A 22036-nucleotide genomic window follows, 5' to 3' on the forward strand; every position below is an offset into this window, starting at 1 on the left:
ATAGCGGTACGACGACCCCACCTCGTTTAGGTGGACGGGATGAGCGAGACTCGCGCGTGGATTTGACAACGCGAGGGACGCTCGTTCCATGCATCAAGACAGACATCAAGACGGGCATGATGCCGCCTCCTATCAGCGGATCGAGGTGATCACAGGGGAGAGGCGACGGCGCAGTTGGAGCGATGCGGAGAAGGCGCGGATCGTGGCCGAGAGTGCCGATCCGGAGACGAGCATTTCCGAGGTGGCTCGACGCAACGGGGTGAACCGGGGACTGCTCAGTGTGTGGCGGCGCCAGGCGCGGCTCGCGTCGAGCGAAGCGCCGCAGTTCGTGCAAGTCAGGCTCCAGGCCGCCGTCGAGGCGCAGCCGAACGCGATCGATAAGGCGCATGTTCTGACGGATCCGGCCGAGCGGATCGAGGTGATGATCGCGGGCGCGACGGTGCGCGTGCCCGTCGGCGTCGACGCCGCGACGCTGGAGCGCGTGCTGGCGGCGGTGAGATCGACGCGATGATCTCTTTCGGTCCAATGGTCCGTGTGTTCGTCGCGACGCAGCCGATTGACTTTCGTAAAGGCGTTCATGGCCTTGTCGCGCTGGTAGCGGAGGGATTAGGCGGCAAGCCCTACAGCGGTGACGTTTATGTCTTCCGATCGAAGCGATCGGATCGTTTGAAGCTACTGGTTTTTGACGGCTCGGGAATGGTTCAAGAGAGCTGGCCCCGCAAATTCGGACAGTAGCTTGAGTGGATTTTCTGCCTGACAGCGGCGAGGATTCTTGCTGCGAATCAGGAGCGAAGATGACGAAGAAGAGCCGCCGGACGCATTCTCCGGCATTCAAGGCGAAGGTTGCTTTGGCTGCGGTCAAAGGCGACAAGACACTGGCGGAGCTGGCGCAACTGTTTGATGTTCATCCGAACCAGATCACGATCTGGAAAAACCAGCTCCTGGAAGGCGCCGCCGGCGTGTTTGGGCATGACAAGACATCGGCCGAGACGCCGGTCGATTTGAAGGCGTTACATGCCAAGATCGGCGAGCTGGCGTTGGAAAACGATTTTTTGTCCGGCGCGCTCACCAAGGCGGGCCTGCTGAGCGCAAAGCGATGATCGACCGCGGTCATGATCTTTCTATCGTGCGCCAGGCGAAGGTCCTGAAGCTGGCTCGCAGCACGGTCTACTATGAACCTCGGCCAGTTTCGGCCGAGGACCTTGCCTTGATGCGTCGGCTCGATGAGCTGCATCTCGATTATCCCTTCGCGGGAGCGCGTATGCTGCGATCGTTGCTGCGGCGGGAGGGCGTATACGCCGGTCGCCGCCACATCGCGACGCTGATGAAGCGCATGGGGATCGAGGCGGTCTATCGTCGCCCGAACACGAGCAAGCCGGCTCCGGGTCACAAGATCTACCCGTACCTGTTGCGCGGATTGAAGATCGAGCGGCCCGACCATGCGTGGGCAATGGACATCACCTACATTCCGATGCGGCGTGGCTTCGTCTATCTCGCGGCGGTCGTCGATGTGTTCAGCCGACGGGTCCTGGCCCATCGCGTCTCGATCACAATGGAGGCGGCCTTCTGCGTCGAAGCGGTCCAGGAGGCGTTGGCGAAGCACGGCAGGCCCGAGATTTTCAACACGGATCAGGGCAGCCAGTTCACCAGCCTCGAGTTCACCGATGTGCTGCTGGACGCGAAGATCGCCATCAGCATGGACGGCAAGGGCGCCTGGCGCGACAACGTGTTTGTCGAGCGGCTCTGGCGCACGGTCAAATACGAAGAAGTATATCTCCGCGCCTACGACAGCGTGTCCGAGGCGCGAGCGTCAATTGCCAAGTATCTGGCCTTCTACAATCAGGGACGCCCTCACTCGAGCCTTGACGGGCGCACGCCCGACGAGGCTTACTTCGGCACGCAAGCTATGGTGATGGCCGCATGACCGTCGCCGACGGTTTTGTCGTCGCTCTGGTCGGGCTACGCCCTCCCGACGCAACGACAAAACCGTAAAGCCCCGCGTTCAGCATAACCCGGCAGGAATCCACTTAAATCCAGCGGGGCGCTGTCCAAACAACCGGGGCCAGCTCTCTAGCGACGAAGTGGCTGGAGAATGGGGGCTTTGCCTGGCCACCTGTTCGCGAGGGTACGATGCCGGTGACGGGGGCGCAACTGGCGATGCTGATTGAAGGTCTTGCGGAGTGGTCGCGTGTGGTCCCGAAGGTGACGAAGCGGCCGACGAAGGTTGCCTGAAGCGTCTTGTTTTTGCTGGCGATTGCGAGTGCGTTCGTGTAGCTCTGCGATATGGCGCTTCGCCCCGAAGATCTCCCCTCTGACCCTGCGGCTCTTGCCGAGATGGTGCTGGCTTTCGAAGGCGAGAACGATGATCTGCGCGCAGAGATCGCCACGTTGAAGAGCCTGATCTTCGGCGCACGATCGGAGCGCGCGGCGATCGTCTGCGCCGAACAGATCGCGTTTGATCTGGAACGGACCGCCGGCTCACAGCTCCCGGCCAATGACGACAAACCGGACGCGCCGCGGCCGGAGCGGCGCAAAGCGAAGCGCAACATCGGCGCGCTGCCGGCGCATCTGCCTCGGGTCGAGCGGGTGATCGAGCCGGCGTCCACGCTGTGCCCGTGCTGCACGGGTCAGATGCATCGGATCGGCGAGGAGAGCAGCGAAGCGCTCGATCGGGTTCCCGCGTGGCTGCGCGTGCTCCGCACGATCCGTCCAAAATACGCCTGCCGCTCCTGTGAGGGCCCGATTGTCCAGGCCCCGGCACCGGCGCGGCTCGTCGAGGGCGGCATGGCAACGACGGCGCTGATCGCGCATATCGCCGCGGCCAAATATGCCTGGCAATCGACGCTCTATCGCCAGACGCAGATCCTGGCGGGTCAGGGTGTCGTCGTCGACCGTCAGACGCTGGCGCGCTGGATGGGGAGCGCGGCGTGGCTGGTCAGGGGCCTCTACGATCTGCAACTGAAGACTATGCACGGCTTCGAGCGGCTGTTCTGCGACGAGACGCCGATGCCAGTGCTCGATCCGGGACGCGGCCGCACGAGGATCTGCCAGTTCTGGGCGCACGCGACGGACGATCGGGCGTGGAAGGGGCCGGCGCCGCCGGCGGTCGCCTACGTGTTCGCAGGTGGTCGCGGCAAAAAGGAGATCGTGGCGCAGTTAGCCGGCTTCGAAGGCGTGCTGCAAGTCGACGGCTATGCCGCCTACGCCTCGCTGGCGGGCGATGCGATGATGTCGGGCCAGATCCAGCTGGCGTATTGTCTCGTTCACGCGCGCCGCAACTTCGTGAGGGTGCACAAGACGACGAACTCACCCTTCGCCGCGGAGGTCATCGAGCGCATTGCGGCCGTCTACGCGATCGAGGAGAGGATCCGCGGTCTCGATGCTGGGGAACGCCGCGCGACGCGACAGGCCGAGACGAAGCCGCTGATGGAGGCGTTGAGGGCCCGTCTGATCGCGGTGAAGGACGGGATCTCCCGCCGCTCGACGCTCATCAAGGCGATCGACTACATGCTCGAACGCTGGCAGGGCCTGACGACGTTCCTGGATGACGGGCGGCTCGAGCCGGACACCAACACGGTCGAACGATCGATCAGGCCAATTGCGATCGGAAAAAAGAACTCGTTGTTCAGTGGTGACGAAGGCGGGGGCGAGACCTGGGCGATACTCGCTTCGCTTCTTAACACAGCGAAATTGAATGGCCTCGACCCCGAGGCGTATCTCGTCGACGTTCTCGATCGCATGGTGAGCGGCGCCACGAAGACCAACCAGCTTCACGAACTTCTGGCCTGGAACTGGAAGGCCGCACGCGAAGCCGAAAAGCGGGCCGTGGCATGACGAAGCCGAAGCAAGGGCGGGGAACGCGAAAAGCACGCAAGACGACGATGGCGGACTATGCCATGTCGTTCGAACGGCTCGGGCAATGGATCAGCAAGCGCGCCAGGTCGCCGACGCTTCGGCATCCGCGGGCGACGTCGCTCTCCATGCTCGATGGCGCGGTGGCCGCGGTCGTCGCCGGGCCGGTCTCGATGGCGTCCGAGGAATGGGTGTGCCCGCTCCTCGGCGTAGATCCCGACGCCTTCAATCACGACACCGAGGAGTTCTCGGCAATCGCCGCCACGCTGATGCGCCACAACGCTATCAGCGAGACGCTGTCGACGAGACCGGAGAGCTTCGAGCCGCTGTTCGTGCGATCACCGGACGGCGAAGTCGACCCGCAGCCCTGGTGCATGGGCTTCTACGCCGTCATGAAGCTTCGGCTTCTCGTCTGGTCGCGGCTTCTCCCCCCGAATGGAACCGAACACCTTATGCTGCGGCCGATCTTGGTCCATTGCATCGACGACGCCGGTCGACCCTTGCTACCCCCGGCCCGGCGCACGCTGGGAACGCAGCCCATCATCCAAAACGCCTGGCGCAACATTCCAGCAACCGTCGAGGCCCTCCGGCAGTTCTGGATGCCTATACGCTTCAAGCGCGGTGCGTAGGCCGTCCGCACCAAGTCCGTGGCTCCGTGGGCCTCTCGTACCGTTTACGTTCAATCCGGCTTCAATGAGGTCGCGTTACAAGCGCTTGCCGCGCCCTCGCGTGAGCGCGACCTCACAGAACCCTCCAGATTCCCGAATCAATTTTTCAATGATTCATGGGTGGTCGGCTCTTGGAGGGCTGACCATGCCGGGATGGGAAGACGAACTCGAACGCTGGCTGATGCCGTTCTTGGACCGGCTGGGTCATAAGACCCGGCAGCGGATGTGTCCTCTGTATGTTGCGGGATTGATCGGTCCTGGCGATCGCAAGAGCGTTCAGCCGATGGCGGAACGCCTTGTCACGAGCGAGCTATGCGGGATTTTGGGTGACGAGGCGATCAGGCGGCGTGGTTTTCCGGCACTTGGATGACCTCGATGCCGTTTTCGAATCTGACACCTGCGCTGACCTTCGGCAACTGATTTGTGCCTTTCAGCCGCCGCCAGGTCTTTGATGCGGCGCAGAGCAGCTTGAACACCATCAACTTGGCAGTCGTTGACGATAACGAACCTTTCGTGCGCACCGTTCTGTGCCGGACCGTCGCGAACACGCTTTCGATGGGATTCGTCGTCCGCAAGTGGTCCCAATGCTCGGCGGGGAATTCGTAGAACGCAAGCATTGCGTCGCGATCTTTCGTCAGGCACTCGACCGCCTTGTCGTACTTCGCTCCGTATTTCTCGGCAAAGACATCGATCGCCACTTCGGCCGAAGCTCGGTTGGACGCCAAATAGACCTCGCGCAGATCCTTCTTCATGCTGGCCTGTACCGACACTGCGACTTTGTTCAAGATATTCGCGGTTTTGTGCACCCAGCACCGCTGATGTCGCGTGGCGGGAAAGACCTCGTCGAGCGCCTTCCAGAAGCCGAGCGCGCCGTCACCGACGGCGATTTCCGGGGCGATCTTCAGCCCTCGGGTTTTCGCCTCGACGAGCAGTTCGTGCCAGCTCTGCGTGCTCTCGCGCACGCCGACCTGGAAGCCGATGAGTTCCTTCTTGCCTTCCGGCGTCGCGCCGATCAGCACCAGCATGCATTCGCTGTGGTCTTCCATGCGAGCCTGCAGGAAGACGCCGTCCGCCCACACGTATACGTACCGGCGCGCCGACAGATCGCGCTTCTGCCAACGCTCGTACTCGAGCTGCCACTCCGTCGTCAGTCTGGAAACCACCGCCGGAGAAAGATTCGGCGCATCCTTGCCCAAGAGCGCCGCCAGCGCCTCCTGGAAGTCGCCCGTCGAGATGCCTCGCAGGTACAGAACCGGCAAAAGTGCATCCAAGCTCTTCGTGCGCCGTGCCCACAACGGCAGGATCGCCGAGGTGAAGCGGATCCGCTCGCCATCGCTGGTCACCGCGCGATCGCGAATCTTTACCCGGGCGACTTCGACGGCGCCGATCCCCGTCTGGATCGTCCGCACTGGACCATGGCCGTGTCGCACGAGGCGGTCGCGGCCATCGGGAAGCTTCAAGCCCTTCATCGCGGCGAGAAACGCCTCGGCTTCCATCTCGACAGCCTGCGCAAGCAGCTGCCGAGCTCCAGATCGCAAAATATTCGTCAGTGGATCGTCGATCTCATCGGGCTGACGCAGTGGGACAATGTTGCTATGCTCGTTCATGGCGTATCGCTCTCCTTGAGGTTCTGGCAGGCTCGACACCCGCCTCGATACGCCGCCTATCTCATTCCGTCATCACCCAGTTTCCCGCATAGCTCGTCACGAGCAACTACGACCAGTTGCACCATTTCATTGCCGACGGTGTCTGGGACGCGACGCCGCTGGAGACAGAGCTGCTCAACCAGGCGGACCGACTCGTCGGCGGCAGGGATGCGGTGCTGGTTATTGATGACACCTCACTGCCGAAGAAGGGTGAGCGATCGGTCGGTGTTGCGGCGCAATACGCATCGGCTCTCGGTAAAACTGCAAATTGCCAAACGCTGGTGTCTTTAACGCTTGCGCGCGGCGAAGTGCCAGTGATGGTCGCGTTACGTCTCTTTCTGCCTGACAGCTGGACAAGCGACATGCCCCGTTTGAAGCGCGCTCGCGTGCCAATCGAACACCGAACGCCACGGTCCAAGCCGGAGATCGCTTTGGCCGAGATTGACCGCGCGATGGCAGCCAACATGCGCTTTGGATGTGTGCTGGCGGATGCAGGATACGGCCTCAGCGCACCGTTTCGACAAGGGCTAACAGAGCGCGGGCTGGCCTGGGCGGTCGGTATCCCTCGGCACCAGAAAGTGTATCCCGTCGATGTGAAGCTCATTTGGCCGATCACCAAAGTCCGTGGCAAACCACGAAAGCACCACGTGCCCGATATCTTATCGATTGCGGCAGAACAAATGCTGGCCAGCGCCAAATGGAAAACCGTGAGTTGGCGTAGCGGGACGAAAGGTCGGCTCAAAGGTAAACGGTACGAGAGGCCCACGGAGCCACGGACTTGGTGCGGACGGCCTACGCACCGCGCTTGAAGCGTATAGGCATCCAGAACTGCCGGAGGGCCTCGACGGTTGCTGGAATGTTGCGCCAGGCGTTTTGGATGATGGGCTGCGTTCCCAGCGTGCGCCGGGCCGGGGGTAGCAAGGGTCGACCGGCGTCGTCGATGCAATGGACCAAGATCGGCCGCAGCATAAGGTGTTCGGTTCCATTCGGGGGGAGAAGCCGCGACCAGACGAGAAGCCGAAGCTTCATGACGGCGTAGAAGCCCATGCACCAGGGCTGCGGGTCGACTTCGCCGTCCGGTGATCGCACGAACAGCGGCTCGAAGCTCTCCGGTCTCGTCGACAGCGTCTCGCTGATAGCGTTGTGGCGCATCAGCGTGGCGGCGATTGCCGAGAACTCCTCGGTGTCGTGATTGAAGGCGTCGGGATCTACGCCGAGGAGCGGGCACACCCATTCCTCGGACGCCATCGAGACCGGCCCGGCGACGACCGCGGCCACCGCGCCATCGAGCATGGAGAGCGACGTCGCCCGCGGATGCCGAAGCGTCGGCGACCTGGCGCGCTTGCTGATCCATTGCCCGAGCCGTTCGAACGACATGGCATAGTCCGCCATCGTCGTCTTGCGTGCTTTTCGCGTTCCCCGCCCTTGCTTCGGCTTCGTCATGCCACGGCCCGCTTTTCGGCTTCGCGTGCGGCCTTCCAGTTCCAGGCCAGAAGTTCGTGAAGCTGGTTGGTCTTCGTGGCGCCGCTCACCATGCGATCGAGAACGTCGACGAGATACGCCTCGGGGTCGAGGCCATTCAATTTCGCTGTGTTAAGAAGCGAAGCGAGTATCGCCCAGGTCTCGCCCCCGCCTTCGTCACCACTGAACAACGAGTTCTTTTTTCCGATCGCAATTGGCCTGATCGATCGTTCGACCGTGTTGGTGTCCGGCTCGAGCCGCCCGTCATCCAGGAACGTCGTCAGGCCCTGCCAGCGTTCGAGCATGTAGTCGATCGCCTTGATGAGCGTCGAGCGGCGGGAGATCCCGTCCTTCACCGCGATCAGACGGGCCCTCAACGCCTCCATCAGCGGCTTCGTCTCGGCCTGTCGCGTCGCGCGGCGTTCCCCAGCATCGAGACCGCGGATCCTCTCCTCGATCGCGTAGACGGCCGCAATGCGCTCGATGACCTCCGCGGCGAAGGGTGAGTTCGTCGTCTTGTGCACCCTCACGAAGTTGCGGCGCGCGTGAACGAGACAATACGCCAGCTGGATCTGGCCCGACATCATCGCATCGCCCGCCAGCGAGGCGTAGGCGGCATAGCCGTCGACTTGCAGCACGCCTTCGAAGCCGGCTAACTGCGCCACGATCTCCTTTTTGCCGCGACCACCTGCGAACACGTAGGCGACCGCCGGCGGCGCCGGCCCCTTCCACGCCCGATCGTCCGTCGCGTGCGCCCAGAACTGGCAGATCCTCGTGCGGCCGCGTCCCGGATCGAGCACTGGCATCGGCGTCTCGTCGCAGAACAGCCGCTCGAAGCCGTGCATAGTCTTCAGTTGCAGATCGTAGAGGCCCCTGACCAGCCACGCCGCGCTCCCCATCCAGCGCGCCAGCGTCTGACGGTCGACGACGACACCCTGACCCGCCAGGATCTGCGTCTGGCGATAGAGCGTCGATTGCCAGGCATATTTGGCCGCGGCGATATGCGCGATCAGCGCCGTCGTTGCCATGCCGCCCTCGACGAGCCGCGCCGGTGCCGGGGCCTGGACAATCGGGCCCTCACAGGAGCGGCAGGCGTATTTTGGACGGATCGTGCGGAGCACGCGCAGCCACGCGGGAACCCGATCGAGCGCTTCGCTGCTCTCCTCGCCGATCCGATGCATCTGACCCGTGCAGCACGGGCACAGCGTGGACGCCGGCTCGATCACCCGCTCGACCCGAGGCAGATGCGCCGGCAGCGCGCCGATGTTGCGCTTCGCTTTGCGCCGCTCCGGCCGCGGCGCGTCCGGTTTGTCGTCATTGGCCGGGAGCTGTGAGCCGGCGGTCCGTTCCAGATCAAACGCGATCTGTTCGGCGCAGACGATCGCCGCGCGCTCCGATCGTGCGCCGAAGATCAGGCTCTTCAACGTGGCGATCTCTGCGCGCAGATCATCGTTCTCGCCTTCGAAAGCCAGCACCATCTCGGCAAGAGCCGCAGGGTCAGAGGGGAGATCTTCGGGGCGAAGCGCCATATCGCAGAGCTACACGAACGCACTCGCAATCGCCAGCAAAACAAGACGCTTCAGGCAACCTTCGTCGGCCGCTTCGTCACCTTCGGGACCACACGCGACCACTCCGCAAGACCTTCAATCAGCATCGCCAGTTGCGCCCCCGTCACCGGCATCGTACCCTCGCGAACAGGTGGCCAGGCAAAGCCCCCATTCTCCAGCCACTTCGTCGCTAGAACCATTCCCGAGCCGTCAAAAACCAGTAGCTTCAAACGATCCGATCGCTTCGATCGGAAGACATAAACGTCACCGCTGTAGGGCTTGCCGCCTAATCCCTCCGCTACCAGCGCGACAAGGCCATGAACGCCTTTACGAAAGTCAATCGGCTGCGTCGCGACGAACACACGGACCATTGGACCGAAAGAGATCATCGCGTCGATCTCACCGCCGCCAGCACGCGCTCCAGCGTCGCGGCGTCGACGCCGACGGGCACGCGCACCGTCGCGCCCGCGATCATCACCTCGATCCGCTCGGCCGGATCCGTCAGAACATGCGCCTTATCGATCGCGTTCGGCTGCGCCTCGACGGCGGCCTGGAGCCTGACTTGCACGAACTGCGGCGCTTCGCTCGACGCGAGCCGCGCCTGGCGCCGCCACACACTGAGCAGTCCCCGGTTCACCCCGTTGCGTCGAGCCACCTCGGAAATGCTCGTCTCCGGATCGGCACTCTCGGCCACGATCCGCGCCTTCTCCGCATCGCTCCAACTGCGCCGTCGCCTCTCCCCTGTGATCACCTCGATCCGCTGATAGGAGGCGGCATCATGCCCGTCTTGATGTCTGTCTTGATGCATGGAACGAGCGTCCCTCGCGTTGTCAAATCCACGCGCGAGTCTCGCTCATCCCGTCCACCTAAACGAGGTGGGGTCGTCGTACCGCTATCGCTCAAAGCCCGATTTGCTGCCCTCCGTGTCCGCACCGCCGACGGCCCTCCGCAGCGGATATGGGATAAAGGTCAGCAGCATCTCCCAGGCGACGAAGTCTGGCTCATTGGCGAGCAACGTGCCTCCGGGGAGAGCAAATACTATCTCGCCAATCTTCCGGCGACGACGGATCTGCGCACGCTGGCCGCCACCATCAAGGCACGGTGGATTTGTGAGCAGGCGCATCAACAGTTGAAGGAGGAGCTTGGACTTGATCACTTCGAAGGGCGATCATGGCAAGGTCTTCATCGCCACGCCCTTATGACAATGATTGCCTACGCCTTCCTGCAACATCGTCGCCTCGCATACGCGGGGCGGAAAAAAAAGAATCAACGGGCCTCCGCCTCAACCAACCATGCCCGCCGTACGCCATGCCATCGTCGATCTCATCCTTCGGCCGCCGCCTCAGCAATGCCCATATTGCCGAAAGCAAATCCTTGAAAAACAGCGGCCAAAACACATTCTGCCAAAGTAGTGCTAGGGTCCAGACTCAATTGAGCCAATATGCGACGAGAGCGGCGAGATGAACAGCGGCCAAAAAATTACGGGCGAGCTTGTCATATCGCGTGGCGATGCGCCGGAAGTCCTTGAGCCTGCAAAAGCAGCGTTCGATGACATTTCGTCCTTTGTAGGCGCGTTTGTTGAAGCGATGGATGACGACACGGTTAGATTTATTGGGGATTACGGGCTTGGCGCCACGACGAATGATTTCGCCGCGAAGCTTGTCGCCATCATACCCTTTGTCGGCGAGGAGCACGCTCATGGGTGGCGCGAGCGCCAGGACATCGGGAGCCGCAGCGATATCGGCATCCTGGCCTGGAGTCAGATGCAGGACGACCGGCCGGCAGAGCGGATCGCTCAGCGCATGGATTTTTGTCGTGCGGCCTCCGCGCGAGCGGCCGATTGCTTGATTGTGCTCCCCCCTTTTCCGCCGGAGGCACACCGGTGAGCTTTAATCGAGGTCGAGTCGAGCGACAGTACGACGCCGTCTTCGCCAGGCTTGGCCAGCGCTTCGAAGATTGCGCACCATCGTCCTCGCTTGGCCCAGCGATTGAAGCGATTGTAGATCGTCGTGTAAGGGCCGTATTCACGTGGACAATCACGCCATCGTGCACCCGATTGCAGCATGTGAATGATGCCGCTGACGATGCGTCGGTCGTCGTCCCGATCCGGCCCCGTCAGTCCCCTCGGCAGATGCGGTTCGATACGCGCCCATTGCCTGTCGTTCAGCCAAAACAAACCAGCGCGCATTCTCTCGCCCCCGAATCAACACGTAGGCAAGAGAATCACGTGGCGCTATTTAGGTACAGACCCTAGTACAGGCGGACGATGAAATCGGTGCCTTCACCGGTCTCGCCCTGGTTGATGCCCTGGTCGGAGACGATGATCGAGCCGCCGGACGTCAGCATCTCGTTGATCCTCGCCATGGTCTCCGCGGGGATCGAGATGCGGTCGAGGGCCTCGGCCGGACCGTCCGGCGTGACCACGGGCCTGGCGGCGACGGGGATCACGGCGGCGCCGCGCTGGCCGCGCGCGAGGCGGCTGTCGTCCGCGCGCGCCGCGGAACGGGCGGAGACGGGCAGCGACACTACCGACCAACGCAGCGAATTGGCATCGGCCTTGTCGACTTCGGCGGTGAAGACATGTGTGCCGAGCGGCCGGTCGCTCGCGGCGATCGTGACGGGCACCTCGAACAGCGGCGCAAAATTCTGCCGCACATAGAGCTTGGAATCCCTGCGGCTGATGAAGACGGCAATCTGGCCGGCCCGCTTGGGCGTTTCCGGTTTTGCAACTGGCGCCGGGTCGGCAACGCGCGTCTCGTCCTTCTTTGCGTCGGGTGAAGCAGTCATTGTCGGCGCCGTGGCCGGCGCATTGGGCGTCTTCGCAGGGTCCACCGCCTCCGTCTTGACCGGCTCGGCTTTGACCGCCTCGACCTTGTTGGCGGGCTTGTCGTCGTGACCTGGCTTGACCGTACCGGATGCCTCGGCCGTCTTGGCCTTGTCGGCCGGTGCGACGGCTTCCTCGCGCGCGGGCGCGCTGCCCGTGGTCACATCCGACATCACGCCATGGCCGACCGACGCGCGCAGCTCGAGCACGTTGTCGGCGCTTGCAGTCTTCGCCTCCAGGGGCTTGGTTTCGGCGGCCTTGTCGCCCTTCTCGCCGACGGTAGTCTGCGGTTCGAGGCTCGCCGTGGGCTGCGGCGGCACACGCACGGAGGCGAGCAGGGGATGCGAGAAGCTGTGCGGCGTCATCTCGCCGGGCGCGACGATGACGCGCGCGCCCATCCTGGTCCAGTTCCACATCTTCACGGCGAACGACATCGGCATGCGGATGCAGCCGTGCGAGGCCGGATAACCCGGCAACACGCCGGCATGCATGGCGACGCCGGACCAGGTGATCCGCTGCATGTACGGCATCGGCGCGTCGCTATAGATGTTGGAGCGGTGGAATTTGTGCTTCTGGATGACGCTGAATACACCCATCGGCGTCGAATGACCCTTCATGCCGGTCGAGACCGGGGATTCCGCGAACGCGCCTTTGCTGTCGTAGACCGTCACCTTCTGCCGGTCGATCGATACGACGATGACGAGCGGTCCCTGCGGCTTGGTGCCGGCTTCCTTCTCGGCGACTTCTTTCTTGCCGACTGTTTGGCGCTTCTGCGGCTTCTGGCGCAGTGGCTCGGGACGCTGCCGGACGTAATAGGAGCCGTCGGAATAATCCGTCCAATAGTAGAACGCCGCGTCTGCGTGGCTGGTCGTGCCGATCGCACCCGCTGCCGTCAAAATAGCGACCTGCCAAAGCCGTGCCGACTTGGCGGAAGAACCCGACCCACTCACGCTGTTCATCCTCGAATCCACAATCCAAATCAGACGTTAGTCTCGCAAAGAGGATACGCGTTCACCAGCAGGGTGGTTCTGCGATCAGCTACTTTTGTCCAAGCGGTAGCAGAAAAGCCTCACGGAGCGGTAAACGGCGGCCGCGCCGGGCTGCCGGTCGTCTTCCTGTCGGGCTGTCGCGTTCCTACATTGCGGGGACTTGTTACCGGAGAGCTTCATGTCATCTCGTTTCCCCGGTCTTTCAGGCATCCGCTTGAAAGGCCTCGCTTTATTCCTCCTGGCTCTGACTGCGCCAATGGCGTCGGCATCCGCCGCCGACGAGCCCGATCTGATCTTCCGCCGCTCGACCGTGTTCAAATGGATGAGCCCGAACGACAAGCTCGCGACCTATGGTCTCGACGATCCGGAAGTCGAGGGCGTCGCCTGTCATTTCACGGTGCCGGAGAAGGGGGGCTTCAAGGGGTGGCTGGGCCTTGCCGAGGAGGTCTCGGACATCTCGCTCGCCTGCCGCCAGGTCGCCCCGATCAGGTTCAAGCACAAGATGGAGCAGGGCGACGACATGTTCCGGCAGCGGCGCTCGCTGTTCTTCAAGAAGATGCAGATCGTGCGCGGCTGCGACGCCAAGCGCAACGTGCTGGTCTACATGGTCTATTCGGACAGGCTGATCGAGGGGTCGCCCAAGAACTCGACCTCGACCGTGCCGATCATGCCGTGGGGACCGGCGGACACAAACGTCCAGAAGTGCGGCGAGTTCTTCACTCAGTGACGCGCTTGCGTTGGCTCAGAGACGATCGCCCGGTTTCGCGAGATGCGAACCGGTCAGCCGCACGAACATCTGCGGTACCGCCTCGAAGCCGCGGCTCGATTGCAGCGCCATTTCGCCGGCGTTGCCGCGAACGGGTGGTTCATCTCCGCGATCCCTCGGTGGATCCGCATCGCGCGGCGTTGCGCGATTTCCCGCCTTCATGGTGGCCATTCCTCACGTGAACGCGCCCGATCAATCAGGCGTCTCGGTTTCGATGGCTTGGGTCGCGGCCGAACCGCGCCTGGTTCAATAGGATCGACCCGGCCCTCGATTGCTGCCCTGTTCAGCAGAAAAACGTAAAATGCGTATGAAGCGCTTGAGGCGGGAACATGACGGCGCCGGTGCAGGGGGCGTTTCCGCGCTGGAGCCGGAACTTGCCGGGCCACTTTGAGCTGTAGCCTGACCTCTCTGAAATGACTGGCATTTTCCGAAAATTGTTTCGTCGTCACGGACGGGACGAAACAATTCTCACGGCGACGAAACCATTTTCAGCTTTTCGCGCATCACGCGCGAAACCGCCCATGGTTATCAGCGTCACAACGACGACGGCGCACCGCCGGCCACCGAATTGGGATAAAAGATCATGCGCGCGCTCAGCTTCATCCTTGCTTTCGGTTTCGTGCTCGCCGGCTCCTCGTTCGCGGGGGCGCCTGACGGCAATCTCCCCGGTGTCGGCACCTTCCAGTACAGCGGCTCTCCCGTGACCATCACGCCAGCGCAGCCGATCTTGGTCGCCGCGCGCTTCTGACCGCACACAAGACAACAGCCGGCAAGGCCATCATGTTGCTTCGTCTCTGCGCCGCGGCGTTCGTGTCCCTTCTGACGGTCGGTTCCGTTCAGGCGCAGGTTCGCACACCCTCCCGGCTGCCCGATCCACGCAGCGAATTCGTGCGCCAGTGCGCGCCGCGCATGCTCGGGCGCTGGGAGCATCCGGAAGCGGTTTGCGGCTGCCTCCACGACCATGCCGCCGCTGCCGTCGAGGACCGCGATCTGCGCGAGGCGCTGCTGCGCGGCATCACCGAGACCGGCGTGCCGACGATCGAGACCGATTGGGTGCCGGTATCCAAGCAGGGTGAGATCGGCCCGACCTTCACCAAGATCGCCAAGCCGACCTTGCAGTGCATGTTCGATCCGGCGAAGTAGCTTCTCAGCTGATCATTTCGATTTCGGACCGTTCCGCGGCACGCAGGAACTCGTGCGCGAGACACCCTTGTCCGTCATCTTGGCGCCGCGCACCTCCTTGACCTGACCGGCGGGGCAGGTTCCGTCATCCACGAGCACACGCTGACCGAGCTTCAGATCGACGATGTCCTGCTCGCGTCCGACGCTGCCAGCACGCGCCGTCGAGGCAAGCGCGGTGGCGATCAGGAGCGAACAGCAGGCGGTGCGAAGAAGTGACATGACGGAAGCTCCCGGAATTGAAGCCGCAATGTAGGGGCCGGTCAGCGATTCTGATAGTGAAGCTTGGTTACGCCCGCCGGCCAGATCTGCTCTTGGCGCGCAAGGCCGAGCGCGATTCCCGCGCGAGCCGCTCGGCGGACGCCACGAGTTGCGGAATTGCATGCCCCGAAAATCCCAGCACGAAGCCGGGCAGTGGACGCGCGCGCGAATAAGTGTCGGCCAATAGCCAGCCCTCGGCGCCGGCCGCTCGTTTGGCCAGCGCTGCCACCGACAGGTCGACCGAAGGATCGAACCGGGCGACAAGATGCAGTCCGTGGGATGGCACCGGCACGGTTAGAGCGCCGTCGGATCTCGCCTCCAGCGTCTCGGCGAGCGCATCACGCGCCTCGCGATAGAGTTTTCGCACGCGCTTCAGGTTCGCGGCGAAGGCGCCGGAATTGAGCATGTCGGCCACCGCGCCTTCCATCAGCGTGCCGGGAAAGCGATCGAGCGCCGCGTGCGCTGCCGCCACGTCCGCGATCAGGCGTTCGGGCAGGGCGCAATAGCCGATGCGCAGGCCCGGAAACAGCGTCTTGGCAAACGTGCCCAGGTAGATCACGCGCTGGAGGCGATCGATGCCGGCGAGCGACATCAGCGGTGCGCCGTCATAGCGGAACTCGCTGTCGTAATCGTCCTCGAGCACGAATGCGCCGGCCTGCCTTGCCCAATCCAGAAGCTCGAGCCGCCGCGGCATCGACATCTGCACGCCAAGTGGAAATTGATGCGACGGTGTGACGTAGGCTGCGCGCGCGGCCGGCGCCGCGATGCGGCCGTTGGCGACACGCATCCCGTGTTCGTCGACGGGGACGGGTACCGCGCGATAGCTGCAATGCGCGATGGTTTTTCGCGCGGCCGGATAGCCGGGGTCCTCGCACCACACCTGGTCGTTGGGCCTCAGGATCGCGCTCAGCACGATGCGCAGCGCGTGCAGCGTGCCCGACGTCAACATGATCTGATCGGGATCGCAGCGCAGGCCGCGCGCCGACAGCAGATGATCGGCAATCGCCGCGCGGAGCTCGCGGCTGCCGCGGGGATCGCCATAATGCAGGTGCTCGGCCCCGAACGCACGCATGCGGCGGCCGACGAAGGCGCGAAAACGCTGCACCGCGCGCTCGTCGATATGGGTGCAGCCGAGCGCGAACGCGCCTTGCCCGGGCGTTTCGACAACCACCTTCGGCTTGTTCCGCTCGGCCACCCGCGCAGGGATTCGTGCGGCGACGAACGTTCCGGAGCCAACGGTTGCGTCGGCAAAGCCGTCGGCGATCAGACGCTCATACGCGGTGACGACGGCGTTGCGCCGGAGGCCGGTCTGCCTGGCCAGCGTCCGCGATGGCGGCAGCAGCTCGCCGGGCTTGACGAGGCCGGAGACGATCGTCTCGCAGAGCGCCTGATAGAGCCGGTGCGCGGCGGAGGCGCCGGCCGTGATGTGCGGCCCCGTGAGGTCGAGGGGCAGTTCGGTCTTGCCGGGCGCGGAGGAATTGGTCGGAATTTTTCGCATGTAATTGGAACTATCGCAGACCAAAAGCCCCGCTACAACTGCGCTGGAATTCTTCCAATCCGAGCGGGAGCGGCCGTGAGCCAGACTGAGACCTCAAATTCCTATCCGACGTCGGCGCGCAACCAGGTGAAGCGCCGGCACGATCGAGGCTTCTACGATCACGCCACGGTCCACCGCATCCTGGATGCCTCGATGCTGTGCCACGTCTCCTATGTGGTCGACGGCCAGCCCTATTGCACGCCGACTTTCTTCTGGCGCGAGGGCACCCGGCTCTACTGGCACGGCTCGAGCGCCAGCCGCATGCTGCGCAACCAGAGCAGGGGCGAGCGCGTCTGCCTGACGGTCGCCCATCTCGACAGCCTCGTGCTGGCGCGCTGCGGCTTCAACCATTCCGCCGACTACCGCGCGGTCATGGCATTCGGCACGGCCTATCTCGTCACCGACCCCGAGGAGAAGGAGCGGGCGGTGATCGCCATGGTCGACCGCTTCTTCCCGGATCGCACCGCCGGCCTGCGGCAGAGCACCGCGCAGGAGATCAAGGCAACCTCCTTCATCGCGATGGAGATCGAGGAAGCCTCGGCCAAGATTCGGGCCAAAGGTGTCGCTGACGACGACGAGGACTATGCGTTGCCGATCTACGCTGAGCGCATTCCGGTCCGCACCGTGCTCGGCGCCCCGGAGCCGTGCCCGCGCCTGCTCGACGGTGTGAGCCGGCCCGCGACGCTGAATGGCTATTCCGAAGGCCGGCTGCTCGAAGATGCATTGCGGGATGCATATTTTGTGGAGTACCCGAACGGCTGAAATCGGCTAGTTTGCGCACTCCTTGAGAGCAATTGAGATGCCTGGAGTTGCCCTGATGAATGCCGAAACGCAGCAGAGGATTCTTGACGCCGTCGACAGCGGCTTCGAAGCTCAGCTTGCAATCACCCGCGATTTCGTTGCGATCCCTTCGACCCGCGGGGCGGAGGGGCCGTGCCAGGACATGATCGGCGATCTCCTGCGGCAACGCGGCTACGAGGTCGACGATTGGCACATCAATGTCGACGATTTGAAGGATCTGCGCGGCTTCGGTCCGATCGAGCACGATTTCTCGAAGGCACGTTCCGTGGTGGGCACTTACCGTCCGCAGACCAATGGCGGTAAATCGCTGATCCTGCAGGGGCACTGCGACGTGGTGCCGGCCGGCCCGCTGGAATTGTGGGATACGCCGCCATTCTCGCCGGTCATCAAGGACGGCAAGATGTTCGGCCGCGGCGCCTGCGACATGAAGTCGGGCACGATCGGTGCGCTCTATGCGCTGGACGCGATCAAGGCCGCCGGCTTCAGGCCGACGGCGCGGATCCACTTCCAGTCCGTGATCGAGGAAGAGAGCACCGGCGTCGGCGCACTCTCGACCCTGCAGCGCGGATATCGCGCCGACGCCTGCTTCATTCCGGAGCCGACCGGCGGCAAGATGGTGCGCTCGCAGGTTGGCGTGATCTGGTTTCGCCTGCGCGTGAAGGGGCATCCGACCCACGTTGCCTTCGCAGGCTCGGGCGCGAACGCGATCATGGCGGCGTATCACCTGATCCAGGCATTGCAAAAGCTCGAGATCGAATGGAACGAGCGCGCCAAGGCCGATCGTCACTTCAAGACGCTCAACCATCCCATCAACTTCAACCCCGGCATCATCAAGGGCGGCGACTGGGCCTCGAGCGTGCCGGCCTGGTGCGACGTTGATTGCCGGATTGCGGTATTGCCGGGCTGGTCGATCGCCGATCACCAGAAGGAGATCATGGCTTGCGTTGCTGCTGCTGCGCGAAACCACCGCTTCCTGGCCAACAATCCGCCGGAGATCGAATGGTCGGGCTTCCTGTCGGAAGGCTATGAACTGACCGACGCCGCCGCGCCGGAAGCTGCGTTCGGCAAGGCCTTCAGCAAGGTTTATGGCGGCGCGGTCGAGGACCTCGTCTTCACCGCGCTCACCGACACGCGCTTCTACGGCCTGAATCACGGCATTCCGAGTCTGTGTTTCGGGGCCAGCGGAGGCGAGATGCATGGCTTCAACGAGTTCGTCGAGCTGGAGTCGCTGAAGAAGACGACCAAGGCGATGGCGCTGTTCATTGCCGAATGGTGCGGAGTGGAGAAGGCCTAGCGCGGTCGAGCGTCGCTCTCTCAGCCGTCGCTGTGAGCAGCGATGGACGAAGCAATCCAGGCTGCCGGCGGCAAGATCCTGGATTGCTTTGCTGCGCTCGCAAATGAGAGAAGCGGTCCATCAGATCCCCATTCAGGCGGAATATCTGCTGCTCCGCTGCCCGAAACTCGGGCGTGTCCGAATCCTTTAAGCTTAAAATAAAGACTAGGAGGGCGGCCTTGCCGGTGGCAGACTGGCGTTCGGTTCGCGGAGCCTTAAGTCCATCGAGGAAATCATGACGCGCGATTGGGATGACGCTTACGCCAATTCGGCCCATATCGCGGGCTCGGACAAGATGCCGGCGCTCTGGGCGGAGCGGGCGGCGGCCTATCGCGCCGCGCTGAAGGAGTTTCGCCCGGACATCGCCTATGGCGCCGGCGAGCGCCAGAAGCTCGACCTGGTCCTGCTCGACGGCGACAGCAAGGGCCTCGTCGTGTTCGACCATGGCGGCTACTGGCTGCGCTTCGACAAATCGACCTGGACCGATCTCGCCGAAGGCGCGCGCCATCATGGCTGGACGGTGGCGCTGCCGAGCTACACGCTGGCGCCGGCCGCGCGCATCTCCAACATCACAGCCGAGATCGCCGCCGCGATCGCCAAGGCGGCCTCGCTGGTCGCAGGTCCGATCCGGCTCGCCGGCCATTCCGCCGGCGGCCATCTCGTCACCCGCATGCTATGCGACGACAGCCGCCTCGAGTCCGCCGTCTACAACCGCATCGCCGGCACACTCTCGATCAGCGGCCTGCACGATCTGCGTCCGCTGCTGAAGACCAAGATGAACGAGACGTTGCGCATGACGATGGAGGAGGCGACGCTGGAAAGCGCGGCGCTGCATCTGCCGCGCGGGCATTCCCCTGTGACCGTCTGGGTCGGCGGCAGCGAGCGGCCCGAATTCATTCGCCAGTCCGATCTGATGGCCAATGTCTGGACCGGCTTCGACGTGCCGACCCGCCTCGTCGTCGAGCCCGGCCTCAACCATTTTACCGTGATCGACGGGCTGAAGGATCCGTCATCGCCGATCACCGCCCGCCTGGTCGGCCTCGACTGAGCAAAGCCCGGGAAGATCGATCGAAAGGACCTGTCATGACGTCCAGTGACTACGATCCTACGAGCGAAGGCGCCGAGACCGATTTCGCTCGGCGGATGTCCTACGGCGACTACCTTGCACTGGATGCGATCCTCGGCGCGCAGCACCCGCTGTCGGAGGCGCATGACGAGATGCTGTTCATCATCCAGCATCAGACCACGGAGCTCTGGATGCGGCTTGCTATCCACGAGCTCAGTGCCGCGCGTCGGGCCATCGCGAAGGACGAGGTGCAGCCCGCCATGAAGATGCTGGCGCGGATGTCGCGCATCTTCGAGCAGCTCAACGGCGCCTGGGATGTGCTGCGCACGATGACGCCCAGCGAATATACCCGCTTCCGCTCGCAGCTCGGGCAATCCTCGGGCTTCCAGTCGCGGCAATACCGGCTGATCGAATTTCTGCTCGGCAACCGCAATCACGCCATGCTGAAGCCGCACGCGCACGATGCGGAGACGACCAAGCTGCTCGAAGCGGAACTTGCAACGCCAAGCCTCTATGACGAGGTGTTGCGCCTCGCCGACCGCAACGGGCTCAAGATGCCTGCGGCGGTGCTGGCGCGCGATGTCCGTGAGACCCACAGCTTCAACGAAGGCGTGCTGCAGGCCTGGCGTATCGTCTACGAGGCGCCGGAGACGCACTGGATGCTCTACGAACTGGCCGAGAAGCTGGTCGATTTCGAGGACTATTTCCGCCGCTGGCGCTTCAACCACGTGACGACGGTCGAGCGCGTCATCGGATTCAAGCGCGGCACCGGGGGCACTGGCGGCGTCAGCTATCTCAAGCGCATGCTGGAGGTCGAGCTGTTTCCCGAACTCTGGCGCGTGCGCACGATTCTGTAGGGATGTCCATGACCCGGCTTCGCGTCTACGACGACACCAGGGCGTTGTTCCATTTGCCCGACGGCGTGATCTATCTCGACGGCAACTCGCTCGGCGCGCTGCCGCTGGGCGTTGCCGAGCGCGTCAATCGCGTCATCACGGACGAGTGGGGCAACGAGCTGATCCGCGCCTGGAACACCGCCGGCTGGTACGCCCAGCCGCGTCATGTCGGCGACCGCATCGCGCGGCTGATCGGCGGGGAAGCGGGCTCCGTCATGGTCGGCGACACGCTGTCGCTCAAGGTCTATCAGGCACTCGCCGCCGCGCTCGAAATGAACGCCTCGCGCAAGGTGATCCTGTCGGATACCGGTAACTTCCCGACTGACCTCTACATGGCCGAGGGCCTGATCGAAACGCTCGGGCGCGGCCATCAATTGCGCGTGGTGGCGCCGGAGGAAATCGAGGCCTCGTTGTCAGAGGAGGTCGCCGTTCTCTACCTCACCGAGGTCGACTATCGCACCGGCCGCCGCCACGACATGGCGAAACTGACGGCGAAAGCGCATGCTCTCGGCATCGTCACGGTCTGGGATCTCGCGCATTCCGCCGGTGCGCTGCCGGTCGACCTCGCCGGGAGCGGCGCCGATTTCGCCGCGGGGTGCACTTACAAATATCTCAATGCCGGTCCCGGCTCGCCGGCCTTCCTCTACGTCGCGCCACGCCACGCCGATACTGCGCGCGCCGCGCTGTCGGGCTGGATGGGTCATGCCAAGCCCTTTGCCTTCGAGCTCGCCTATGCCGCCGCCGGCGGCGTCGAGCGCATGCGTGTCGGCACGCCGCCGGTGCTGGCCATGGCGGCGCTGGAGGCCTCGCTGGACATCTGGGACCGCGTCGACCTCGCCGAGGTCCGCGCCCGCTCCCTGGCGCTCGGTGATCTCCTGATTGCCGAGGTCGAGCGCCGCTGCCCGTCCTTGAACCTGGTCACCCCGCGCGCGCATGAGCGCCGCGGCTCGCAGGTCTCCTTCGCATTCGGGGGCGGCTACGCCGCCATGCAGGCCCTGATCGCGCGCGGCGTCATCGGCGATTTCCGCGCGCCCGACATCATGCGGTTCGGCCTCACGCCGCTGTATATCGGCGAGAGCGAGATAGTGAGGGCGGCCGAGATCATCGAGGATGTGATCGCAGGCGAGGTGTGGCGCCGGCCGGAGTATCAGGTCGTGAACGCCGTGACGTGAGCAGGGAGGACCGGCACCGCGGGCGGATCCTCCCCGCA

General features: G+C 63.8%; 24 protein-coding genes and 2 pseudogenes. 16 read left to right on the forward strand and 10 right to left on the reverse strand.

The genetic code is table 11. The annotated features are described in order from the left end of the window. Positions 1–88: 88 nt before the first annotated feature. From tnpA (ABIF91_RS35505) to ABIF91_RS35535, 7 genes and pseudogenes are all read left to right on the forward strand, one after another. On the forward strand, positions 89–511 hold the full coding sequence (gene tnpA / locus ABIF91_RS35505) for an IS66-like element accessory protein TnpA (protein ID WP_424578819.1): 423 nt from the start codon (positions 89–91) through the stop codon (positions 509–511). Further along, on the forward strand, positions 508–735 hold the full coding sequence (gene tnpB / locus ABIF91_RS35510) for an IS66 family insertion sequence element accessory protein TnpB (protein WP_424579662.1): 228 nt from the start codon (positions 508–510) through the stop codon (positions 733–735). The genes tnpA (ABIF91_RS35505) and tnpB (ABIF91_RS35510) overlap by 4 nt, the downstream gene beginning before the upstream one ends. Positions 736–794: 59 nt before the next feature. Further along, positions 795–1924, forward strand: a protein-coding gene (locus tag ABIF91_RS35515) for an IS3-like element ISRj2 family transposase (protein ID WP_086023025.1) whose coding sequence is annotated in 2 segments (ribosomal slippage) — positions 795–1047 and positions 1047–1924 — 1131 coding nt in all. Because the reading frame shifts where the segments join, the coding sequence is not laid out codon by codon here. A 107-nt stretch (positions 1925–2031) separates the two neighbouring features. Further along, positions 2032–2232, forward strand: coding sequence for an IS66 family insertion sequence element accessory protein TnpB (gene tnpB, locus ABIF91_RS35520; RefSeq protein WP_424579846.1), 201 nt, complete (start codon positions 2032–2034; stop codon positions 2230–2232). 51 nt (positions 2233–2283) lie between these two features. Then, positions 2284–3834, forward strand: coding sequence for an IS66 family transposase (gene tnpC / locus ABIF91_RS35525; RefSeq protein ID WP_035681142.1), 1551 nt, complete (start codon positions 2284–2286; stop codon positions 3832–3834). Continuing rightward, positions 3831–4481, forward strand: a complete 651-nt coding sequence (locus tag ABIF91_RS35530; protein WP_063712394.1) for a UPF0149 family protein — start codon at positions 3831–3833, stop codon at positions 4479–4481. The genes tnpC (ABIF91_RS35525) and ABIF91_RS35530 overlap by 4 nt, the downstream gene beginning before the upstream one ends. 148 nt (positions 4482–4629) lie before the next feature. Continuing rightward, positions 4630–4830 (forward strand): annotated as a pseudogene (locus tag ABIF91_RS35535) (transposase); the annotation flags it as partial. 28 nt (positions 4831–4858) lie between these two features. Here the strand turns inward: ABIF91_RS35535 and ABIF91_RS35540 are convergent. Then, the gene (locus ABIF91_RS35540) at positions 4859–6127 is read right to left on the reverse strand and encodes an IS256 family transposase (protein WP_014497957.1); all 1269 of its coding nucleotides are present in this window, start codon (positions 6125–6127) and stop codon (positions 4859–4861) included. Between the two features lie 92 nt (positions 6128–6219). Here ABIF91_RS35540 and ABIF91_RS35545 point away from each other — a divergent pair. Further along, positions 6220–6915: pseudogene (locus ABIF91_RS35545) on the forward strand (IS701-like element ISBj6 family transposase); the annotation flags it as partial. Positions 6916–6958: 43 nt separating this feature from the next. On the opposite strand, the gene ABIF91_RS35550 reads toward ABIF91_RS35545, so the two are convergent. The 7 genes from ABIF91_RS35550 to ABIF91_RS35580 form a co-directional block, all read right to left on the reverse strand. Then, positions 6959–7609, reverse strand: a complete 651-nt coding sequence (locus tag ABIF91_RS35550) for a UPF0149 family protein (protein WP_063712394.1) — start codon at positions 7607–7609, stop codon at positions 6959–6961. Beyond that, a complete protein-coding gene (gene tnpC / locus ABIF91_RS35555) occupies positions 7606–9156 on the reverse strand; it encodes an IS66 family transposase (RefSeq protein ID WP_035681142.1) in 1551 nt (516 codons plus the stop codon). Before tnpC (ABIF91_RS35555) ends, ABIF91_RS35550 begins: the two co-directional genes overlap by 4 nt. Before the next feature lie 50 nt (positions 9157–9206). Beyond that, entirely contained in the window at positions 9207–9563 is a 357-nt protein-coding gene (tnpB, locus tag ABIF91_RS35560; protein WP_018273742.1) for an IS66 family insertion sequence element accessory protein TnpB, read from the reverse strand. Further along, the gene (gene tnpA / locus ABIF91_RS35565) at positions 9560–9982 is read right to left on the reverse strand and encodes an IS66-like element accessory protein TnpA (protein ID WP_424578819.1); all 423 of its coding nucleotides are present in this window, start codon (positions 9980–9982) and stop codon (positions 9560–9562) included. The genes tnpB (ABIF91_RS35560) and tnpA (ABIF91_RS35565) overlap by 4 nt, the downstream gene beginning before the upstream one ends. Before the next feature lie 84 nt (positions 9983–10066). After that, positions 10067–10330 (reverse strand): hypothetical protein, encoded by a 264-nt coding sequence (locus ABIF91_RS35570; RefSeq protein WP_424579663.1) that lies wholly within the window; start codon positions 10328–10330, stop codon positions 10067–10069. Positions 10331–10601: 271 nt separating this feature from the next. Then, positions 10602–11362 (reverse strand): IS5 family transposase gene (locus ABIF91_RS35575; RefSeq protein ID WP_110115998.1). Its coding sequence is split into 2 segments (ribosomal slippage): positions 10602–11023 and positions 11023–11362, totalling 762 coding nucleotides; the frame shifts between segments, so codons are not numbered across the junction. A 62-nt stretch (positions 11363–11424) separates the two neighbouring features. After that, the gene (locus ABIF91_RS35580; protein ID WP_028180736.1) at positions 11425–12957 is read right to left on the reverse strand and encodes a L,D-transpeptidase; all 1533 of its coding nucleotides are present in this window, start codon (positions 12955–12957) and stop codon (positions 11425–11427) included. 208 nt (positions 12958–13165) lie between these two features. On the opposite strand from ABIF91_RS35580, the gene ABIF91_RS35585 reads away from it, so the two are divergent. From ABIF91_RS35585 to ABIF91_RS35595, 3 genes are all read left to right on the forward strand, one after another. Further along, positions 13166–13714, forward strand: coding sequence for a CreA family protein (locus ABIF91_RS35585; protein ID WP_028180735.1), 549 nt, complete (start codon positions 13166–13168; stop codon positions 13712–13714). Positions 13715–14336: 622 nt separating this feature from the next. After that, entirely contained in the window at positions 14337–14501 is a 165-nt protein-coding gene (locus ABIF91_RS35590) for a hypothetical protein (RefSeq protein WP_162832001.1), read from the forward strand. 32 nt (positions 14502–14533) lie between these two features. Continuing rightward, positions 14534–14896 carry a hypothetical protein gene (locus tag ABIF91_RS35595; protein WP_028180733.1) on the forward strand — a complete coding sequence of 121 codons (363 nt, stop codon included), beginning with the start codon at positions 14534–14536 and terminating at the stop codon, positions 14894–14896. A 12-nt stretch (positions 14897–14908) separates the two neighbouring features. Here the strand turns inward: ABIF91_RS35595 and ABIF91_RS35600 are convergent, their stop codons facing one another. Together ABIF91_RS35600 and ABIF91_RS35605 are read right to left on the reverse strand one after the other, a co-directional pair. After that, complete coding sequence (locus ABIF91_RS35600; protein ID WP_028180732.1) at positions 14909–15154, reverse strand: DUF6719 family protein; 246 nt, start codon at positions 15152–15154, stop codon at positions 14909–14911. A gap of 67 nt (positions 15155–15221) precedes the next feature. Continuing rightward, positions 15222–16691, reverse strand: coding sequence for a PLP-dependent aminotransferase family protein (locus tag ABIF91_RS35605; RefSeq protein ID WP_424579664.1), 1470 nt, complete (start codon positions 16689–16691; stop codon positions 15222–15224). A gap of 75 nt (positions 16692–16766) precedes the next feature. Between ABIF91_RS35605 and ABIF91_RS35610 the strand changes: the two genes are divergently transcribed. The 5 genes from ABIF91_RS35610 (at position 16767) to kynU (ending at position 21998) form a co-directional block, all read left to right on the forward strand. Beyond that, entirely contained in the window at positions 16767–17492 is a 726-nt protein-coding gene (locus tag ABIF91_RS35610) for a pyridoxamine 5'-phosphate oxidase family protein (RefSeq protein ID WP_028180730.1), read from the forward strand. Positions 17493–17547: 55 nt separating this feature from the next. Beyond that, a complete protein-coding gene (locus ABIF91_RS35615; protein WP_028180729.1) occupies positions 17548–18825 on the forward strand; it encodes an ArgE/DapE family deacylase in 1278 nt (425 codons plus the stop codon). Positions 18826–19099: 274 nt separating this feature from the next. Then, complete coding sequence (locus ABIF91_RS35620) at positions 19100–19912, forward strand: alpha/beta hydrolase (RefSeq protein ID WP_424579665.1); 813 nt, start codon at positions 19100–19102, stop codon at positions 19910–19912. A 35-nt stretch (positions 19913–19947) separates the two neighbouring features. Then, positions 19948–20787, forward strand: a complete 840-nt coding sequence (kynA, locus tag ABIF91_RS35625; protein ID WP_028180727.1) for a tryptophan 2,3-dioxygenase — start codon at positions 19948–19950, stop codon at positions 20785–20787. Between the two features lie 8 nt (positions 20788–20795). Further along, the gene (gene kynU / locus ABIF91_RS35630; protein ID WP_028180726.1) at positions 20796–21998 is read left to right on the forward strand and encodes a kynureninase; all 1203 of its coding nucleotides are present in this window, start codon (positions 20796–20798) and stop codon (positions 21996–21998) included. Positions 21999–22036: the final 38 nt, after the last annotated feature.

Origin of the sequence: Bradyrhizobium sp. USDA 241 (assembly GCF_049739505.1) — a bacterium.
Lineage (GTDB): Bacteria > Pseudomonadota > Alphaproteobacteria > Rhizobiales > Xanthobacteraceae > Bradyrhizobium > Bradyrhizobium liaoningense.

Excerpts from the sequence above, each read along its gene's own strand:
- ABIF91_RS35615 (WP_028180729.1), top strand. The coding sequence starts at position 17,548 with ATGAATGCCGAAACGCAGCAGAGGATTCTTGACGCCGTCGACAGCGGC.
- ABIF91_RS35605 (WP_424579664.1), bottom strand. The coding sequence starts at position 16,691 with ATGCGAAAAATTCCGACCAATTCCTCCGCGCCCGGCAAGACCGAACTG.
- tnpA (WP_424578819.1), bottom strand. The coding sequence starts at position 9,982 with ATGCATCAAGACAGACATCAAGACGGGCATGATGCCGCCTCCTATCAG.
- tnpA (WP_424578819.1), top strand. The coding sequence starts at position 89 with ATGCATCAAGACAGACATCAAGACGGGCATGATGCCGCCTCCTATCAG.
- tnpC (WP_035681142.1), bottom strand. The coding sequence starts at position 9,156 with ATGGCGCTTCGCCCCGAAGATCTCCCCTCTGACCCTGCGGCTCTTGCC.
- ABIF91_RS35600 (WP_028180732.1), bottom strand. The coding sequence starts at position 15,154 with ATGTCACTTCTTCGCACCGCCTGCTGTTCGCTCCTGATCGCCACCGCG.
- ABIF91_RS35590 (WP_162832001.1), top strand. The coding sequence starts at position 14,337 with ATGCGCGCGCTCAGCTTCATCCTTGCTTTCGGTTTCGTGCTCGCCGGC.
- kynA (WP_028180727.1), top strand. The coding sequence starts at position 19,948 with ATGACGTCCAGTGACTACGATCCTACGAGCGAAGGCGCCGAGACCGAT.
- tnpC (WP_035681142.1), top strand. The coding sequence starts at position 2,284 with ATGGCGCTTCGCCCCGAAGATCTCCCCTCTGACCCTGCGGCTCTTGCC.
- ABIF91_RS35595 (WP_028180733.1), top strand. The coding sequence starts at position 14,534 with ATGTTGCTTCGTCTCTGCGCCGCGGCGTTCGTGTCCCTTCTGACGGTC.
- ABIF91_RS35530 (WP_063712394.1), top strand. The coding sequence starts at position 3,831 with ATGACGAAGCCGAAGCAAGGGCGGGGAACGCGAAAAGCACGCAAGACG.
- tnpB (WP_018273742.1), bottom strand. The coding sequence starts at position 9,563 with ATGATCTCTTTCGGTCCAATGGTCCGTGTGTTCGTCGCGACGCAGCCG.
- ABIF91_RS35580 (WP_028180736.1), bottom strand. The coding sequence starts at position 12,957 with ATGAACAGCGTGAGTGGGTCGGGTTCTTCCGCCAAGTCGGCACGGCTT.
- ABIF91_RS35585 (WP_028180735.1), top strand. The coding sequence starts at position 13,166 with ATGTCATCTCGTTTCCCCGGTCTTTCAGGCATCCGCTTGAAAGGCCTC.
- ABIF91_RS35620 (WP_424579665.1), top strand. The coding sequence starts at position 19,100 with ATGACGCGCGATTGGGATGACGCTTACGCCAATTCGGCCCATATCGCG.
- ABIF91_RS35550 (WP_063712394.1), bottom strand. The coding sequence starts at position 7,609 with ATGACGAAGCCGAAGCAAGGGCGGGGAACGCGAAAAGCACGCAAGACG.
- kynU (WP_028180726.1), top strand. The coding sequence starts at position 20,796 with ATGACCCGGCTTCGCGTCTACGACGACACCAGGGCGTTGTTCCATTTG.
- ABIF91_RS35540 (WP_014497957.1), bottom strand. The coding sequence starts at position 6,127 with ATGAACGAGCATAGCAACATTGTCCCACTGCGTCAGCCCGATGAGATC.
- tnpB (WP_424579662.1), top strand. The coding sequence starts at position 508 with ATGATCTCTTTCGGTCCAATGGTCCGTGTGTTCGTCGCGACGCAGCCG.